Source organism: Ligilactobacillus sp. 110_WCHN (assembly GCF_030518115.1).
GTDB lineage: Bacteria > Bacillota > Bacilli > Lactobacillales > Lactobacillaceae > Ligilactobacillus > Ligilactobacillus aviarius_C.
Genome location: NZ_JAULLI010000017.1, coordinates 20,379 through 37,291, shown reverse-complemented (window position 1 = coordinate 37,291; position 16,913 = coordinate 20,379). Strand labels below are relative to the sequence as shown.

Genomic DNA, 16,913 nt, shown 5'->3' with positions numbered 1-16,913 from the left:
TTATAAAAATTAAGCTTTCCTCAGTTCCATTTTCTCCCCTTATTATACTCAAGTTTTGCCTTCATCACGTCCATTGGATCAACATTCAACCGGTCGCACATATAAAATAGGTAAATTAGCGTATCTGCAATTTCACCTTTTAAATGCGTTTTTTCATCTTCACTTAGCTCATCGCTTGTCTTTTTCCATTGAAAAATCTCTAAAATTTCCGCAGCTTCAATATTTACTGACTTTGCGAGATTGGGTAAGGAATGGGCCTCGTCCCATCCGCGCGAGTTTCTGAAATCGATCAGTTCCTGCATTAGTTTTTGATGACACATGATAAATTGCCTCTTTCCGTTTTCATTCTTCTTTATTATACAGTATAGGAAAGCAGCCTTCTCCTCACCGGAAAAGGTTGCTTTTAAACTATCCGTCAAATAAATAGAATTTTAAATTCTACAATAGCCCATATAATTTTTAAATCTCATCAAACGTACTTAATTTTCCGCGTTTCTTTATCATCATAAAAATTTTAATTGATACAGTTTCCATAAGAGCTGTAATAACCAAACTGACAAAGTAACTAGGATCAAATATATTTACAATTATTACAATTGGGAATTGAAATAAAATACTAATGAATCCAAAAGTAATTATCCCATTTTGAATCAAATAAGTTATTCGCGAATGCTTGGTATAAATTTCAAGTTCTCCTGAGCGATTTACCCTTGTAAATAATCCCAATTTAATCCCCAAACCGTCCGCAAAATCAGTCGCCTCAATATCATCTCCTTTTTGATCACGTGGCCAAAAATAATCACACTCATCAAAGTAAAGCACATCCGAATTATTTTCCTTAAGTTCCTTGCGCACTACTTCGGTTAGCGCATTTAACTGTTCTTCTGTTATTTTTTTCACTAAAATTCAACCTCCAATGGCATGTGATCACTTAATTCAGCCCAATCTTCAAATTTTCCAATTTCAAACTTCTTTACTTCAGCTGGATCACAGTAGCAGTAATCAATATAAAATGGACGGTCATTATGCCGATACATATAAAAAGTGGCTTGCGTTTCTTCGCCTTGCTGTTCATGATTCAATTCATGATAAATCGACTTCAAACCTGCATCTTCAAACTCTTGATTAAGCACCTTTTGGGTTCGATTTCCGTGTTCCTTATTCCAAATTACATTACTATTAAAGTCGCCAATTACCACCGGTTTCTCCTTTAAGTAATCGCGATAAATTGAGAAGTAAACAACAAGCCGCATGTATGCCCAGATTCCGAAAAACATCTTTCCTTCAAACTTGAACGGCAACATGTAACGTAAATAATGGCTATCAAGTTCAACTTTTTCCAATTTCTTTCCCGAACGTGCAAATACACCCAGACCTTTGTTCTTATTTTCACCGATCCATAAATAATTTTGAGTAAAGTCCTTGTAAGCCGCATTATTACACCGTGCCGGATCTTCACATTCTTGAATGATATATAGATCCGCATGATAGCGTTCATCAAGCACTTTGAACTTTTCCCGAAACTTCATTGACGCATTCCAACTAATAACCTTCACTTATAAACCCTCTCCCATTCCATTAGTTACTTAACTTTCTTTGCATGCTTAACCATCGCTTCCGCCCAGCTGTGCGGGTGGTTGCTGTTTGAATCATTAACTTTCTCAATTTCAACATGCATTTTGACCGTAAATTCCATTCCTCACGTGTCCTCCTACAATTGATTTGCTAACAAAAAAACGCCTGGAGATATTCTCCAGACGTCATGAAGAATATCGCTATACACTGGAGCACGTTGCCTTCGCGAAAGGTACGTTGCTGCTGGGTCATCGTGTGTATCCACTATGCCAGCTCTTTATATTCCTAGCCGTTTAATTTATTTTATGTTATACAGAAGAATTTTTAAATGTCAACTACTAATATATTTCCAATTAATTCAGTCCTATTTGCCGCACTTAACTAATACCTTGCAAACCGTTATTTATCGTTTGAGTTTCCCTTTATAAAGGACCCTTAAGCTAAGGTGCATTTTAATTGGCTTGCGCAATTTTCTTTTGAGTTTCTTCGATTGATTTATTTATCTTATCTTCAAATTGAATGATTTTTTCAGCATCGTCTTCTTTTATACTTCCCCGAAGATTTGATAATTGAACTTTTTCTTTGATTTTGATCATTTGTTTCAAAACTTCATCTTAAATCGCTGAATTAATTCTTCCGGCATAAATAGAAATTACGTTAAATAATAGCGCAATATCATTGAAGAAAAAACAAAAAGTTGTTGAATCGTTAAAGTGATCCGGAATTGAATTTTCAAATACATCTAAACTACTGCTTATAATAAGCGAAGTATTTCCATCGCCTCTTTGCATTTTATTCAATGTATTTACAATTCCAATCGCTAATGTTGCAACGTTATTCTCCCTTATATCGATTAAATTATCATCTACTTTCGCTTTTAAATTAGTTGTTTCAACCATTCTTTTTTCCATTTCTGCATTTCGTTGTTTTTGTTTATTTTCAAGCTCTTCAATTTGCTTTTTAAAGTTTTTAAAAGAAATTAGTCCGTATATTGCAACGCCAATCGTAACAATCGCAATAAGACCAGATAATATTGAAATCGCAATTGCAATCCAATTAAACATATGATTATCCATATCATAAACTTGATTTGCCGATATATTCACAATTAATTTAGTCATCAAATTCTTCCTTCTTAAAATTCATTTATCCTAAATAAACAAAAAAATCGCTCCATTTCCAGAGCGAAGATCCGGCTGATATTCTTTTACTTTTCATCGAGAATAAAAGCTTTTTCTTTAACGGTCTTATTTTACCTTCTTTAATAAAAAAAACAACTAATTTAAAAGATCAAATCCGCCCCTCCAATTCTATATATTGTGCATAAATTCATTTACAATTCTATATATTGTGTTAATATAAATTTAGCAACTCTTTTAAAGGTGGGGATCGCAATGCCTAAAACTTATATGATTTCTTACAATTTAAAATCTCGTAATCGCAAATATTTTGATATGCTGCGCTCAATCCAAAATTTAAATGGAACCAATATTCACCTCCAAGATTCACTCTGGCTTGTAAAAACAAATGAAACTCCAGATACAATGTACCAAAAGTTCCATAAAATTCTTAATGATTGTGACTCTTTATTTATTTGCGAACTTGTACCGAATTATCAAGGACTGGCTTCTCCTGCTGACTGGGAATTTATTGAAAAATATACCTTCAGGTAAAGCCTTGCTGTCATAAAGTGATCATTATTCAAATCCATATAAACCGAATATCAATATTGATATATATTAGAAATTCTTATTGTCCATGCAAGGTGTTTTTTTATAAAAACAATTTTAATATTTTAATGATATAAAAAATCCACGAACCGTCGTATTCGTTGCTAACATTCGGATCCAATATAGTTAACGCCCTAATTCCACTTGCGTCCTTTATTATACTCAAGTTTGGCTTTCATCACGTCCAGCGGATCAACATCTAAACGATCACACATGTAAAACAGATAAATTAGTGTGTCCGCAATTTCACCCTTTAAATGCGTTTTTTCATCTTTGCTTAACTTATCACTTGTCTTTTTCCACTGAAAGATCTCTAAAATCTCCGCAGCTTCAACATTTACAGACTTTGCTAAATTCGGTAAAGAGTGCGCCTCATCCCATCCACGCGCATTTCTAAAATCAATAAGCTCCTGCATTAATTTTTGATGATCCATAATAAATTGCCTCTTTCCGTTTTCACTCTTCTTTTATTATACCGTATAAAAAACAACCTTTTCTTAATCAAATCTGATCAAGTGGTCAAAGATCATCCTTATTATCAAAATAAGATACGATCTCCGAATCATTTTCTTTAAGTTCTTAGCGCACTGCTTTGGTTAGTTAACTGTTCTTCTGTTATTTTCTTTTTCATCTAGTTACTTAGTTTTCTTTACGTGACGTGCTTAATCATCGCTTCAGGCCAGCTGTGCCGATGATTGTTGTTTGAATCATTAGCTTTCTCAATTCCAACATGCATCTTAACCGTAAACCCCATTCTTCACGTTTCCTCCTTCAATCAATTTGACTAACAAAAAAACGTCTGGAGATATTCTCCAGACATCATGAAGAATATCGCTATACACTGGAGCACGTTGCCTTCGCGAAAGGTACGTTGCTGCTGGGTCATCGTGTGTATCCACTCTGCCAGCTCTCTATATTCCTAGCCATTTAAGTGTAATTCATATTATACAGGATCGATTTCAACTGTTAACCATGATCATATAGTTTAAACTTTGAATCAATTGCTAAAATATAGAAAATATTTCGGTTAATTTTACCAACTACCCGCCCATTTTTTGATAATCTAAAAATCCAGAATCCTTCTTCACAGTCAGAATTCCGCTCTTGCTGAAACTCTGAGTGTAATCTTAAACTCTTAATTTCGCTTTCAGAAATTTTTTCCAAACCATTGTTTTTTGCACGAGCAAGCAAAGCAACTTTATCTTCTTGTGAAAGACTTTCCAAAACCTGAACCAATTTTAATTTGATCTTTTTTTCGTGATTTTTTAAATCATAATTCCTATCAAGTGTAATAAAAGAAAAGTTAAATGTTAGTCGTTGATGCGGGTAACGTTTGACTACTATTGTTTTAATTTCATGTTGCAGACTTTGAATCTTCATCTCATTCACTCACAATTTTTGAAAAATACTTTTTCATCTCATCATCGGTAATGACTTCACTTTGCTTCGTATTCTTCCATGGTGATTCCTTGTGAGTCTGCTTCAGAAGCTGTGAATGTATCCCAAACGGTATTTAATACACCGTTAACCTTGGAATTTGCACTCAATTCATTATAATCATCGATATCATTTTCCGAAACTTCACCAACAATTTCACGCTGTCCTTGATATTCCTGATGGACTTTTGAAACTGCCGGGCCATATTTCCAAGCTAAAATATCATCTGGAAACATTCGGTGCTTTAAATATACGAGACTTACACCTTGAACATAATACAGGAGTTTCATTGCTTTCATCTGGGTTAGTTCTTCTGCGTCTTTATTTTCAATTAACTCGGCCTTGTTTTTGACCCGCATCCAATTAACAATTTTCAAAACATTGTACATCACTTTCGCCTCCAATCTTCTTAATCTATATTAAAATGGATTCCGCCATGACTGTCAATCAAATTTTGAATTAAAAAAAGGCCGCACCCCGTCGAGTGCGACCTTTAACCGTTCAGTTTAAATTGCAACGTCTTGCAATTTAAACTAATCGGTGATATTCATTTGAACTCTATCTTAGAGAGTGCTTGAAGCACCACGGTAGATTGAACCACGACGGCTGTCTACTGTGACTGTTTCGCCTTCTTTGATAGCGTCTGTTGCATTTTCAGCACCAACAACAACTGGGATACCCATTGAGATACCAACAACAGCTGCGTGTGATGTTAAACCACCGTTTTCAACAACTAATGCTGATGCCTTTTCGATTGCTGGTAAGTAGTCCTTGTCAGTTGTCTTTGTTACAAGTACGCAACCTTCTTCAGCTTTCTTGTTAGCTTCGTCTGCTGACTTAGCAATTACGGCTTTACCGATAACTGTTTCTTCACCAACACCTTGGCCCTTAACTAATGCAGAACCAACTAATTGGATCTTCATGATGTTTGTTGTACCTTTTTCGCCAACAGGAACACCGGCAACGATTAAGATCAAGTCGCCTTCCTTAGCAAGGCCAGCCTTCTTAGCTTCTTCTGTAGCTAACTTGAACATTTCATCTGTTGTAGCTGGCTTTTCAGCAACAACTGGATATACGCCCCAGTTAACCATCAAGCCGCGACGTGTACGATCGTCGAATGTTACGGCTAAGATGTCTGCATCTGGACGATACTTAGAAATCATCTTAGCTGTGTAGCCTGATTCTGTAGCGGCAACAATTGTCTTGATGCCTAAGTTTTCAACTGCTTCTGCAGCTGCACGACCAATTGCTTCTGTAACGTCTGTCTTGTCGAAGTCGTTGATTGAGAAGTTCTTGTATTGACGTAATGCGTTTTCAGCCTTAACGTCGATCCGTGCCATTGTTGCAACAGCTTCTACAGGGTAGTCACCGTTTGCTGATTCACCTGAAAGCATTGTTGCGTCTGTCCCGTCAAATACAGCGTTAGCAACGTCTGATGCTTCGGCACGTGTTGGACGTGGGTTTTCAATCATTGAGTCAAGCATTTGTGTAGCTGTGATAACCGGCTTACCAACAGCGTTGCACTTCTTGATTAATGACTTTTGTACCAAAGGAACATTTTCAGGTGGGATTTCAACACCCATGTCACCACGAGCGATCATCAAACCATCTGAAACCTTCAAGATTTCATCAAAGTTGTCAATACCTTCTTGTGATTCGATCTTAGGGAAGATTTGAACGTGTTCCATGTGCTTTTCTTCAAGTAATTCACGGATATCTAAGATATCTTGTGGCTTACGTACGAATGAGGCAGCGATGTAGTTGATTTCGTGATCCAAACCAAAGCGGATATCGCTTGAGTCTTTTTCTGTGATCCCTGGTAAGTTGATTGATACGCCAGGAGCGTTAACACCTTTACGTGAACCTAACACACCTTCGTTCAATACTTTACATACCAATTCACGGTTTGCGTCATCTTTCTTTTCGATTTGCATGTCGATCAAACCGTCATCAAACAATACGTGGCCGCCTTCGTGAACGTCATCGTAAAGTCCTGGGTATGTAACAGCGATCTTTTCCTTTGTACCTTCGATTGAGTCGTCCATTGAGATCCGAACTTCATCGCCGATGTGGAATTCGATCTTGCCGTCTTTTTGAACGGTTGTCCGAATTTCAGCACCCTTTGTATCAAGTAAGATACCAACTGTCTTACCAGTCTTCTTTTCAGCTTCGTGAACAAGGTTTAACCGACCTAAGTGTTCTTCGTGGTCACCGTGTGAGAAGTTGAAACGGAATACGTTTGCGCCAGCTTCGATCAACTTAACGATTGTGTCTAAATCGTTACTTGCTGGTCCAAGTGTACTAACAATCTTTGTCTTTTTCATGAGTTAGTTCTCCTTCTGTCAAATTAGAATCTTAAACGATCATTTAAGTCAAGCAATGAGACATCTGTCTTGTGCTTGTGGTTTTCCAATGTGTCAATGATATCTGTGGCAACAAGCTTGTTGTCGTGGATACCAATGGCCAAACCACCTTTACCTTCAAGTAATAAACGTACGGCATAGTCGCCTAACCGGCTTGCCAATACCCGATCCTTAGCTGTTGGCACACCACCACGTTGGATGTGAGCCAATGTTACAGCCCGGCTGTCAAAGTCGCCGTATTGATCTAATTTTTCTTTGAATTCTTGTGCTGACATTACGCCTTCAGCAAGAACGATCAAAGCGTGATCTTTGCCGTTTTCACGGTTTTCTTTGATCTTGTTTGCGATTGCTTCAATATCATAATCGCGTTCAGGAATAACGATTGCATCCGCACCTGCAGCAATTCCAGCCCATAATGCGATATCGCCTGCTCCCCGACCCATAACTTCAACAACGAATGTCCGTTGGTGTGAAGTTGCAGTGTCGTTGATCCGGTCAAGGGCTTCGGTTGCAACATTTACTGCAGAATCGAACCCGATCGTAAAGTCTGTTCCTGGAATATCGTTATCGATCGTTCCTGGAACCCCGATTGAATTGTAACCGTGCTTTGTAAGTTTTTCAGCACCGTGATATGAACCATCGCCGCCGATAACAACTAAAGCATCAATCCCGAACTTCTTAAGTTGTTCAATCCCTTGAAGTTGAACTTCTTCTTGGGCGAATTCTGGGAAACGAGCTGAATAAAGAATTGTACCGCCACGATTGATAATGCCGTCTAATTCTTTAGAGTTCATCTTAAAGATGTTACCTTCAACTAACCCTTTGAATCCGTAGTTGATTCCATAAGCTTCGAGACCAGCGCTCATTGCAGAACGAGCAATGGCACGAACAGCGGCGTTCATTCCTTGTGAATCGCCACCGCTTGTAAGAATACCAATGCGTTTCACTTGTTTTCACCTCGAGTAATAAATCTAATAATATACATTCTCCGGTTACTATCTTATCACTTTTAAATTTAGTTGTCTTTAAATATTTTCAATTATATTTAAGGATTTTCGGAGGATTTAAGGGTTCCTGCGCACTTGATGGTTTAAACCAATTTTACTAATTTTTTATTGAAGGACAACGTTACCCTTCCCGAGTAATTGAACCAATTTTGCCCTGGTTTGTGCTGAATCACTTAACCAGTACTGTTGCTCCATTGCAATTTTTCGTTGCCGCTGTTTTTCGTAAACGATCACCGGAACCGAGCCGTGATTTTGCCGCATTACTTGCAATAACTGTTGCTGCAAAGGCGCATTCAACTGATCAACGCGCAAATAATAACAGCGATCACTGATTTCAGCGGCCCGTTGAATCGTATTTGCAACCAAATTCAGCTTGCCGTTCCGTTCTTGAACCTTACCGGTGATCATCAAAACTTCACCCGAATGCAACAGCCCGCCAAATTGAGCAAACTGTTGCGGAAAGACCGTCATTTCGATTTCGCCGGTTGGATCACTGACATCGACAAAGGCCATCTGCGTCTGGTTCTTAGTCCGAATCAGCTTAACGTGTTTAACATATAAAATCGTCCGCACAAAATTCGTGACTTGAATCCGATTGACCGGAACCGTACGATAAATTTCAATCAGTTTCCGGTATTGATCGATCGGATGCCCGGATACGTACGTTCCAAGATATTCGGCTTCCTTTTCCAATAACTCGTTGGCAGATAACCCTGCCGTCGGCGCCGTCTTCTTTGGCATCAACTGTTTCAGCAAATCAACGTTGCCGCCGCTTAACTTAATGCCCTCAAGAATTCCCGGCATTTCCGCAAGCAAATGATTGCGATCGGAATCAAATGAATCAAATGCGCCGGCATAGATCAGAGCTTCCAACGTTTCCTGATTTAAAAACTTATTATCAATGCGCCGAATGAAATCGACTAAACCGTGGAAATAGCCATTTGCATTCCGTTCATTCAAAAGCGCCTGAATAAAGTCGATCCGCAACTTTCGAATACTCCGGAATCCAAAGTAAATTTCATGATTCTTTAAAATAAAGTAGATCTGACTTTGGTTAACGTCCGGCAAATGAACTCGAACGCCGCGTTCACGCGCTTCCATCACGTAATTGCGCGTCTTTTCAGAAGCACCAACAACGGAATTTAGGACCGCTGCATAAAAGGCTGCCGGATAATGACATTTAATGTACGCCAACTGAAAAGCTAATTTTGAATATGCCACCGAATGCGAGCGGTTAAAGCCATAGTTTCCGAATCGTTCGATAAATTCGTAAACTTGAATTGCATCCGCCTGCTTATATCCTTTCCGCATCGCTCCTTGGATAAACTGATCCCGCATCCGGTCAATTACATCCTGCTTCTTTTTACTCATTGCCCGCCGCAGCAAATCCGCTTGGCCAAGCGTAAAACCGCCCATTTCAGACGCCACCTGCATAACCTGTTCCTGATAGACAATAATTCCGTAAGTCAGTTGCAAAATTGGTTTTAACCGCGGATTCGGGTACGTGATCGGTGCCTGGCCGTTTTTCCGCCGAATAAACTCATCAATATTTTGAATTGGGCCCGGGCGGAACAGCGCGTTAGTTGAAACGATATCTTCAAATCGTTGCGGCCGCAACTGTTCCAAAACGTTCCGGATCCCGCTTGATTCGAATTGGAAGATCCCGGCAGTATCCGCTTTTTGAAAGACTTGCAACGTTTTCGAATCTTCCAAACTGATTTGGTGAATGTCAAAATTTCGATCAAAGTCGCGTTTAACAAAGTGAATCGCATTATCCAAAATCGTTAAGTTCCGCAATCCAAGAAAATCGATTTTCAACAAGCCGACCTCTTCAACCTGCTCCTTCGCAAATTGGGTCAGGTAAATTCCTTCACCACCGATCTGCACCGGAACAAATTCCCGCAAATCATGATCACTCAAAATCACCCCGGCAGCATGCGTACTGTACTGCCGCGGCAAGCCTTCAAGTGCCATCGCAGTTTGATAGATTTTTTGGTTTAATTTACTATCAGCCAGCATATTGCGTAAGGGTTGCGACTGCTGGTACGCATTCTTTAACGTAACATTGTGCAGCCGTGGCATGGCCTTTGACCAGTTAGAAACTTCAAATGTGTTCTGGCCCATTACCCGACTGACATCACGAATCACCTGCCGCGCATTCAGGTGCGCAAACGTAATGATCTGGGCCATGTGCGTTTGCCCGTATTTTTGATGAACGTAGTCAATGATCTCATCTCGTTTTTGGTCAGGAATATCCAAATCGATATCCGGCATTTGCGCCCGCTCTTCATTTAAGAACCGTTCAAACAGCAAGCCGTATTCAATCGGATCAACGTCGGTAATAAATAAGGTATATGAAACCAGCGAACCGGCTGCGGAACCCCGTCCTGGTCCCACTAAAATATCATGCGTATGGGAGAAATTCGTAACGTCCCACACGATCAAAAAGTAATCATCAAACCCCATCCGGTGAATGACTTCCAATTCGTGGTCAAGCCGTTGCTGGTACTGTTGCGGATCAGCATTCGGAATCTGAGCTAGCCGCTTCTTCAAGCCTGCCTGGCAAAGTTGCCGCAGATACGTTGCCGAATCAATTCCATCCGGCGTTGCGTAATGCGGTAATTGGGTTGGCGGAAATTCAAGGTTGATTTGAATTTGATCAACCACGTCACATGCCGTTTGCCAACAGTCTTCAAGGCCCGACTGAGTAAATTCTTGACGCAATTCTTCACTTGATTTAAGGTAGTCTTCGCCTTTTATCGGGGATGCAAGCTGCTCCGGCATCAACTTTGCGTTTGTTCCAATCGCATTTAAAACCTGCAGATCAAATGCTTCCTCAGGATGAAGATACTTAACTGGCTCATTTGCGATCAATCGAATCCCAGCCTGATTTTGAAGCTGGCGCAAACCGTAAACCAGGTCATCGTCCATTTGCGGGTTAACACTTAAATAAACATCTTCGGGTTGCCAAAACCGCAACAACTGCTTTCCAAAATCAGCTGCGACTTCAAAACTATGATTGCGGATTCCCGCAAAGACTGGTGATTTCTCAGTAATGATCACCTTTAAATCTTGCGTGAATGCTTGAATTTGTTCCAGTGTTAGCGGACCTTCGCCTGCTTCATATCCGTTGACCGTCATCTTGGCTGACGAAATTTTCATTAGATTTTGGTAGCCGTTCTTATTTTGCGCTAATAAAATGATTTCTTGGGGATCCGTCCCCTTACCGTTCAATTGCAATGTTAATCCGATCAACGGCTTAATGCCGGCTTTTTGACATGCATGGTAAAAGTCAAGCACACCGTACATTACATTAATATCCGTTAATGCCAATGCCTGGTAACCCAGTTCTTTCCCGCGATTAACATATTCATCGATTTTTAATGTACTCTGCAACAAACTGTAACTGCTGATTACCTGTAATGGACTAAACATCACAATCTCCTTTCTAATCACTATTATCCTTATTATATCAGATTCGATAAGATTCTCTTAAAGAACGATTTGAAAAAATTATCAAACTATACTAGACTACAAGTAAAGAGGTGTTGTTAACATGTTAAAACAACTTACAATTCTCTTCTGGTGCGCAATTTATGGTGAAGTATTCGGATACATTATTTCCGCTTTGAATGGTGCTCCATTCAACTTTGTAACAAGCGGCTTGATCCCAATGATTGCCGGCTGGATCTTAATTAATTTTGTATCGATGTTTCTTAAAGCACCGAACGCCAAAGAAGAAGGTAAAAAATAAAGGCTGCGATTTACCGCAACCTTTATTTTTATAGAAAAATTTTAATAAATCATTTCAATTTTAGTTTGGCTTTGAATTGATTTTTAAAACTATTCATGTAAAATAAAGTTTGTGCAATCGGTTGCACTAAAAATTCCTCTCTTATAACTTTATTTCACTAAGTATCTCTTCCAGTATTCCATAGATACTTGCTCTTACTCATTAAAAACCCTATATAATGTAAAAGTACATAAGAGAGTTAAGAGAAGTTCGCAATGAACTTCTTTTTATTTTAAATTTAATGTGAAAAATTTGTAATTTAAATAAACATTTTTCTAATATGTGTTGCTTATTTTTTGTAATTGATTTACCATTAAAGATGGTTAGAAACTCAACTAACCCTATAAAGATAAATCTTCATTGATACTTTATAGTTTTGCTTAACGTTATGAAAGAAGCTGGACTTAGTTGTCCAGCTTCTTTTTCGTTTAATTTGATTTTTTCGCATCTTCAATAATGCGTTGATTTAACCTTCCGATGCGGTACAGCATCAGCATTAAACTCTTTTCCAATACTAACACGTCCGGAACCGCAACGTAATGCAACGTTTGATCATCATCTAACGAGCTTAGTTCAATTCTCAAATTTTCATTCGTTGCAACCCGACTAAATCCTTTGATCAACGTTTTCCGGGTCCCGATATAAACAATAAAATACCCATATTCATTTTTGATTCGAACAGAATATAATCCGTCAACCGATCCAAGTTCACTCTTTTTGAGCGCAACTTGAGTCAATAACCCCATTAAATCCTTATTTAATTTCAACTTTCCCGCTCCCTTACCTGTGGTAGGTTCAGTTTACCGGAATTGTTTTGGAATGGAAAGTAGATTGAAAAGGATTAATATATTTTTAAATAATTGACCTTTTAATTGTCGTTAATTGAACGTCCTTCGCTTCTTAGTTTTTCATAGTACGTTTGAATTTCACCTGAACCTAAGAATGGACGAATTTCACTAAAGTGTTGATCGATATAATTATGCGCTTGATCTGCCGTATAACCGCATTTTTTAATTAAATATGATGTAACCGTATAGCCGCTATTCCATAACTCATGAATATTATGATAGCCGGCAAAAGTATGATTACTTGCGTTATATAACTCACCGTTTCCTTGATTATTTGCTACCACTGAAGACCGTGAATTAATATTATTAGTTGACCGACTACTAAACTCAACCTGATTTTGACTTTCTGATGATTCACTTTGCAAACTTTCGCTGTTTAATTTGTTTGAGCTTAAAGACTTGGTTTCAGAACTTTTTTGACTTACTCGAACCGTTTCTTGATTTTCATGATGATGAGTATAAACCGAATAGCCACCTGCTCCAATTACTGAACCGCCAACTAAACATAATAAACCAATTCCGAATTTACCTAATCCCATAGTATCTTCTCCTAACTTCAATTTAACCCTTAAACCTTTCAGCGACCCCAACGTAAAGAGTTAAATTGATAATTAATATTTATAATAAAATTAATTATAAATAGGATTTACTAATATCAAATTCAGAAAGCATTAAAAAAAGGATAAGTTTAGCACTTATCCTCTTTCATTATTCCGCCTGATCATCCTCAGCCTTAAATACCAAATTATCATTTGCACCCAGGCCAATCGTAACGACACTGTGTGGCATTACTTTGCCAGCAATGATCTTCTTGGCCAATGGCGTTTCTACGTGAGTTGTAATAAAGCGTTGTAATGGTCGCGCACCGTATGCTGGATCGTAGCCTTCCTTGGCGATCCACTTCCGCGCGTCATCGTTGATCTTCAATTCAATTTCTTGTGAGCTTAAGCGCGCTGATAATTGACCAATAAACTTATCAACGATCTTTTCAATGGCGTCAAAGGTCAATGGGCTGAACGTAATAATATCGTAGATTCGGTTCAAGAATTCCGGTTTAAAGTGAGCTTGAGCCAGTTTCATGACTTGTTCCTTGGTTTCTGACGAAATGACGCCATCTTCCTTGACATTATCCAATAAAATTTCAGATCCGAGGTTCGACGTCATGATCAAAATTGTATTCTTAAAGTCAACCGTCCGGCCTTGACCATCCGTTAACCGCCCGTCATCTAAGACTTGAAGCAAAATGTTGAAAACGTCTGGATGTGCCTTTTCAATTTCATCAAACAAAACGATCGTGTACGGGTTGCGCCGAACCGCTTCGGTCAACTGACCGCCTTCTTCATAGCCGACATAGCCGGGAGCGGCCCCAACAAGCCGAGATACTGATGCTTTTTCCATGTATTCACTCATGTCGATCCGCACCATGTGCTTTTCAGAATCAAATAGATTCTCTGCAAGCGCCTTGGCAAGTTCGGTCTTCCCAACCCCGGTTGGTCCAAGGAACATAAATGATCCTAATGGTTTTGATGGATCTTGCAAGCCAGCCCGCGAACGCAAAACGGCATTGGCAACAGCATCCACGGCTTCATCCTGCCCAATGACCCGTTTATGCAAACTATCAGCCAAGTGCAGCAATTTTTCCCGTTCACCCTGAACTAATTTAGCAACCGGAATACCCGTTTCCCGGCTAACGACTGCTGCAATTTCATTTTCGGTAACGGACTCTTCAACCAGCCATTCATCCGGCCGGTCTGATTTTTCAAGATCTTGTAATTCCTTCTCCAACGTTGGAATTGTGCCGTGTTGCAGCTTTGCAGCCTTTTCCAAATCATAACTGCTTTCCGCATTTTCCAATTCATGCTTAGCCTTATCCAATTCAGCTTTTTTATCACTGACCTTTTGAATATCAGCCTTTTCATTTTCCCACTTCAATTTCAACTGGTTGACCTTTTCGCGGGTATCAGCTAATTCCTTTTGAAGTTCTGTCAAGCGTTTCTTTGAAGCACTGTCAGTTTCCTTCTTTAACGCTGCTTCTTCAACTTCCTGCCGCATTAATTGCCGGGTAGCCTGGTCAAGTTCATTCGGCATCGAATTCATTTCAACTTGAATTTCAGCACAGGCTTCATCGACTAAATCAATGGCCTTATCCGGCAAATAACGGTCCGTAATGTAACGATTTGATAACGTTGCGGCTGCCACCAGCGCATTATCATGGATTCGAACTCCGTGGTGAATTTCATACCGTTCCTTCAAGCCCCGTAAAATCGAAATTGTATCTTCAACAGATGGTTCTTTAACAAGCACCTTTTGGAACCGCCGTTCAAGCGCCTTATCCTTTTCAACGTATTCGCGGTATTCGTCTAAGGTCGTTGCGCCGATCAAATGCAGTTCACCCCGCGCAAGCATCGGCTTCAGTAAGTTGCCGGCATCCATGCTACCTTCGGTTTTCCCGGCGCCGACAATGTTATGGATTTCGTCAATAAAGAGAATAATTTGCCCTTGGCTCTTTTGAACTTCCTTTAATACTGCCTTTAACCGTTCTTCAAATTCACCGCGGTACTTTGCCCCCGCGATCAGTGATCCCATATCAAGCGAGAAAATCGTCTTATTCTTCAGATTTTCCGGCACATCGTTTTTCGCAATTCGTTGGGCTAAACCTTCAACGATCGCCGTTTTCCCGACACCGGGTTCCCCGATCAAGACTGGATTATTTTTACTTTTCCGTGAAAGGATCCGAATCACGTCACGAATTTCGTCATCGCGGCCGATGATCGGATCTTGCTTGCCGCTGCGGGCCTGCTTTACTAAATCAACCCCATATTTTTCAAGGGCCTTATACTGTTCTTCCTGATTTTTACTTGTCACGTGCTCACCGCCTCGTAAATCATCAATAATTTGTTTTAATTTTTCCTTCGTAACACCATGATTTTCAAGGAAAAGTTTGAATGGATTATACTGCAGATTCATTAATGCCAAAATCAACGTGTCAACCGCAATAAATTCATCGCCAAGCTGCTTTTTCAATTCGTCTGCTTTCTGCATTAATTGGAAAAGGTTTTGGCTTAAAGTCTGACCGTATTGAACATTGCCCTCAATTGAAGAAATCTGATCAATTTCATGGTCAAGTTCTTGATTAACTTCCTTTAAGTTTAATCCTGCCTTTTGATAAATATCCTCGCCTAAGTTCCCTGGTTGAACCAGATACTTAAACAAATGTGGAATGTCGATTTCCTGCTGGTGACGGGTAATCGCAATTTGTTGGGCTTCCGCGATCGCATCTTGAACTGCTTGGGTAATACTGTCATTATTCATTTGATTCACTCCAATCGTTAGTGTAGTTAAAATAACTTTTTATGCTAAATTTTGCGAATTACAATTTCTATGCTATAATCTTGCAATTAGTAAGTGATAGGTGGTAATTTTATGATTTTGAGTTATTTAATGCTTGCAATCATTGTTTTTATTGCTGCCCTTGTTCAAAGTACCAGCGGATTTGGCTTTGGAATCATCTTCATGGCCATTATGCCGCTAATTTTGCCTTACAAGGAATGCAACGTTTTAACCTTAGCGACCGTCCTTTGCTTACAGGCTTACACCGTCATTAAGTTTCGTCGGCACATCAACTACCGAATGGTGATCATTCCGGCAATTGCCGCTTTGATTTTCGGAAGCATTGGCGTGCACTTAATGATCAGTATGAGCGGGACCGCAATGAACTTTGTTTTAGGAATCTTCCTTTGGGTACTTGCATTTTACTTAATTTTTCTTGCAAGCCGGGTTCATCTTAAGAAGAATCCGATTACCGGATTCTTCGCTGGTTCCTTTGGCGGCTTTATGGATGGGATGTTTGCCATTGGAGGACCGCCAATGGTTGCCTACTTCGATTCGGTCATGACTGACCCGATGGAATACCAAGCAACCCTGCAACTTTATTTTATGATCACGACCGTGAATGTCCTGTTCAATAACATTATTTGCGGAAACTTCACTGCCAAGTTAGTTGCACCCCTTTCAATTTCAATCGCCTGCTGCTTAGTCGGCACAACGCTGGGAATGCACTTTACGCAGAAAATTTCGATGAAGCTTGTGCGCAAATTAGCATACACCATAATGTTGCTCGCAGGTGCATATCACATTATCAAAGGATTTATCGGTTAAAA

The 16,913-nt window shown here is 39.4% G+C and carries 17 protein-coding genes; 3 read left to right on the top strand and 14 right to left on the bottom strand.

The features are described 5' to 3' along the window. Positions 1-20: 20 nt before the first annotated feature. The 5 genes from Q3C15_RS06750 to Q3C15_RS06730 all read right to left on the bottom strand — a co-directional run bounded on the left by Q3C15_RS06750 (position 21) and on the right by Q3C15_RS06730 (position 2,696). A complete protein-coding gene (locus tag Q3C15_RS06750) occupies positions 21-320 on the bottom strand; it encodes a nucleotide pyrophosphohydrolase (RefSeq protein WP_302704733.1) in 300 nt (99 codons plus the stop codon). 139 nt (positions 321-459) lie between these two features. Continuing rightward, complete coding sequence (locus tag Q3C15_RS06745; RefSeq protein ID WP_302704732.1) at positions 460-900, bottom strand: hypothetical protein; 441 nt, start codon at positions 898-900, stop codon at positions 460-462. Then, positions 900-1,556, bottom strand: a complete 657-nt coding sequence (locus tag Q3C15_RS06740) for a hypothetical protein (protein ID WP_302704731.1) — start codon at positions 1,554-1,556, stop codon at positions 900-902. Before Q3C15_RS06740 ends, Q3C15_RS06745 begins: the two co-directional genes overlap by 1 nt. A gap of 471 nt (positions 1,557-2,027) precedes the next feature. Beyond that, positions 2,028-2,171 (bottom strand): hypothetical protein, encoded by a 144-nt coding sequence (locus tag Q3C15_RS06735; protein ID WP_302704730.1) that lies wholly within the window; start codon positions 2,169-2,171, stop codon positions 2,028-2,030. Positions 2,172-2,189: 18 nt separating this feature from the next. Then, positions 2,190-2,696 carry a hypothetical protein gene (locus Q3C15_RS06730; RefSeq protein WP_302704729.1) on the bottom strand — a complete coding sequence of 169 codons (507 nt, stop codon included), beginning with the start codon at positions 2,694-2,696 and terminating at the stop codon, positions 2,190-2,192. Between the two features lie 273 nt (positions 2,697-2,969). Here Q3C15_RS06730 and Q3C15_RS06725 point away from each other — a divergent pair, with 273 nt between their 5' ends. Then, positions 2,970-3,248, top strand: a complete 279-nt coding sequence (locus tag Q3C15_RS06725) for a hypothetical protein (RefSeq protein WP_302704728.1) — start codon at positions 2,970-2,972, stop codon at positions 3,246-3,248. Between the two features lie 191 nt (positions 3,249-3,439). On the opposite strand, the gene Q3C15_RS06720 is transcribed toward Q3C15_RS06725, so the two are convergent. The 6 genes from Q3C15_RS06720 to dnaE all read right to left on the bottom strand — a co-directional run bounded on the left by Q3C15_RS06720 (position 3,440) and on the right by dnaE (position 11,547). Further along, positions 3,440-3,739 (bottom strand): nucleotide pyrophosphohydrolase, encoded by a 300-nt coding sequence (locus Q3C15_RS06720; protein ID WP_302704727.1) that lies wholly within the window; start codon positions 3,737-3,739, stop codon positions 3,440-3,442. Positions 3,740-4,271: 532 nt separating this feature from the next. Next, on the bottom strand, positions 4,272-4,685 hold the full coding sequence (locus tag Q3C15_RS06715) for a hypothetical protein (protein ID WP_302704726.1): 414 nt from the start codon (positions 4,683-4,685) through the stop codon (positions 4,272-4,274). Positions 4,686-4,741: 56 nt separating this feature from the next. Further along, the gene (locus Q3C15_RS06710; RefSeq protein ID WP_302704725.1) at positions 4,742-5,131 is read right to left on the bottom strand and encodes a Panacea domain-containing protein; all 390 of its coding nucleotides are present in this window, start codon (positions 5,129-5,131) and stop codon (positions 4,742-4,744) included. Between the two features lie 174 nt (positions 5,132-5,305). Continuing rightward, positions 5,306-7,066, bottom strand: a complete 1,761-nt coding sequence (gene pyk, locus Q3C15_RS06705) for a pyruvate kinase (protein WP_057828014.1) — start codon at positions 7,064-7,066, stop codon at positions 5,306-5,308. A 23-nt stretch (positions 7,067-7,089) separates the two neighbouring features. Continuing rightward, positions 7,090-8,052 carry a 6-phosphofructokinase gene (pfkA, locus tag Q3C15_RS06700; protein WP_057828013.1) on the bottom strand — a complete coding sequence of 321 codons (963 nt, stop codon included), beginning with the start codon at positions 8,050-8,052 and terminating at the stop codon, positions 7,090-7,092. Between the two features lie 165 nt (positions 8,053-8,217). Further along, on the bottom strand, positions 8,218-11,547 hold the full coding sequence (gene dnaE, locus Q3C15_RS06695) for a DNA polymerase III subunit alpha (RefSeq protein WP_302704724.1): 3,330 nt from the start codon (positions 11,545-11,547) through the stop codon (positions 8,218-8,220). Positions 11,548-11,668: 121 nt separating this feature from the next. Here dnaE and Q3C15_RS06690 point away from each other — a divergent pair, with 121 nt between their 5' ends. Beyond that, the gene (locus tag Q3C15_RS06690) at positions 11,669-11,866 is read left to right on the top strand and encodes a YjzD family protein (RefSeq protein WP_302704723.1); all 198 of its coding nucleotides are present in this window, start codon (positions 11,669-11,671) and stop codon (positions 11,864-11,866) included. A gap of 467 nt (positions 11,867-12,333) precedes the next feature. Here the strand turns inward: Q3C15_RS06690 and Q3C15_RS06685 are convergent, their stop codons facing one another. The 3 genes from Q3C15_RS06685 to clpB form a co-directional block, all read right to left on the bottom strand. After that, the gene (locus Q3C15_RS06685) at positions 12,334-12,672 is read right to left on the bottom strand and encodes a hypothetical protein (protein ID WP_204779066.1); all 339 of its coding nucleotides are present in this window, start codon (positions 12,670-12,672) and stop codon (positions 12,334-12,336) included. Between the two features lie 101 nt (positions 12,673-12,773). Then, a complete protein-coding gene (locus Q3C15_RS06680) occupies positions 12,774-13,292 on the bottom strand; it encodes a hypothetical protein (protein ID WP_278850914.1) in 519 nt (172 codons plus the stop codon). A 169-nt stretch (positions 13,293-13,461) separates the two neighbouring features. Further along, complete coding sequence (gene clpB / locus Q3C15_RS06675) at positions 13,462-16,065, bottom strand: ATP-dependent chaperone ClpB (protein ID WP_302704722.1); 2,604 nt, start codon at positions 16,063-16,065, stop codon at positions 13,462-13,464. A gap of 111 nt (positions 16,066-16,176) precedes the next feature. Between clpB and Q3C15_RS06670 the strand changes: the two genes are divergently transcribed. After that, entirely contained in the window at positions 16,177-16,911 is a 735-nt protein-coding gene (locus tag Q3C15_RS06670; RefSeq protein WP_302704721.1) for a sulfite exporter TauE/SafE family protein, read from the top strand. The last annotated feature ends 2 nt before the right edge of the window (positions 16,912-16,913 follow it).

Excerpts from the sequence above, each read along its gene's own strand:
- Q3C15_RS06750 (WP_302704733.1), bottom strand. The coding sequence starts at position 320 with ATGTGTCATCAAAAACTAATGCAGGAACTGATCGATTTCAGAAACTCG.
- Q3C15_RS06735 (WP_302704730.1), bottom strand. The coding sequence starts at position 2,171 with ATGATCAAAATCAAAGAAAAAGTTCAATTATCAAATCTTCGGGGAAGT.
- Q3C15_RS06730 (WP_302704729.1), bottom strand. The coding sequence starts at position 2,696 with ATGACTAAATTAATTGTGAATATATCGGCAAATCAAGTTTATGATATG.
- Q3C15_RS06725 (WP_302704728.1), top strand. The coding sequence starts at position 2,970 with ATGCCTAAAACTTATATGATTTCTTACAATTTAAAATCTCGTAATCGC.
- Q3C15_RS06720 (WP_302704727.1), bottom strand. The coding sequence starts at position 3,739 with ATGGATCATCAAAAATTAATGCAGGAGCTTATTGATTTTAGAAATGCG.
- Q3C15_RS06715 (WP_302704726.1), bottom strand. The coding sequence starts at position 4,685 with ATGAAGATTCAAAGTCTGCAACATGAAATTAAAACAATAGTAGTCAAA.
- Q3C15_RS06710 (WP_302704725.1), bottom strand. The coding sequence starts at position 5,131 with ATGTACAATGTTTTGAAAATTGTTAATTGGATGCGGGTCAAAAACAAG.
- pyk (WP_057828014.1), bottom strand. The coding sequence starts at position 7,066 with ATGAAAAAGACAAAGATTGTTAGTACACTTGGACCAGCAAGTAACGAT.
- dnaE (WP_302704724.1), bottom strand. The coding sequence starts at position 11,547 with ATGTTTAGTCCATTACAGGTAATCAGCAGTTACAGTTTGTTGCAGAGT.
- Q3C15_RS06690 (WP_302704723.1), top strand. The coding sequence starts at position 11,669 with ATGTTAAAACAACTTACAATTCTCTTCTGGTGCGCAATTTATGGTGAA.
- Q3C15_RS06680 (WP_278850914.1), bottom strand. The coding sequence starts at position 13,292 with ATGGGATTAGGTAAATTCGGAATTGGTTTATTATGTTTAGTTGGCGGT.
- clpB (WP_302704722.1), bottom strand. The coding sequence starts at position 16,065 with ATGAATAATGACAGTATTACCCAAGCAGTTCAAGATGCGATCGCGGAA.
- Q3C15_RS06670 (WP_302704721.1), top strand. The coding sequence starts at position 16,177 with ATGATTTTGAGTTATTTAATGCTTGCAATCATTGTTTTTATTGCTGCC.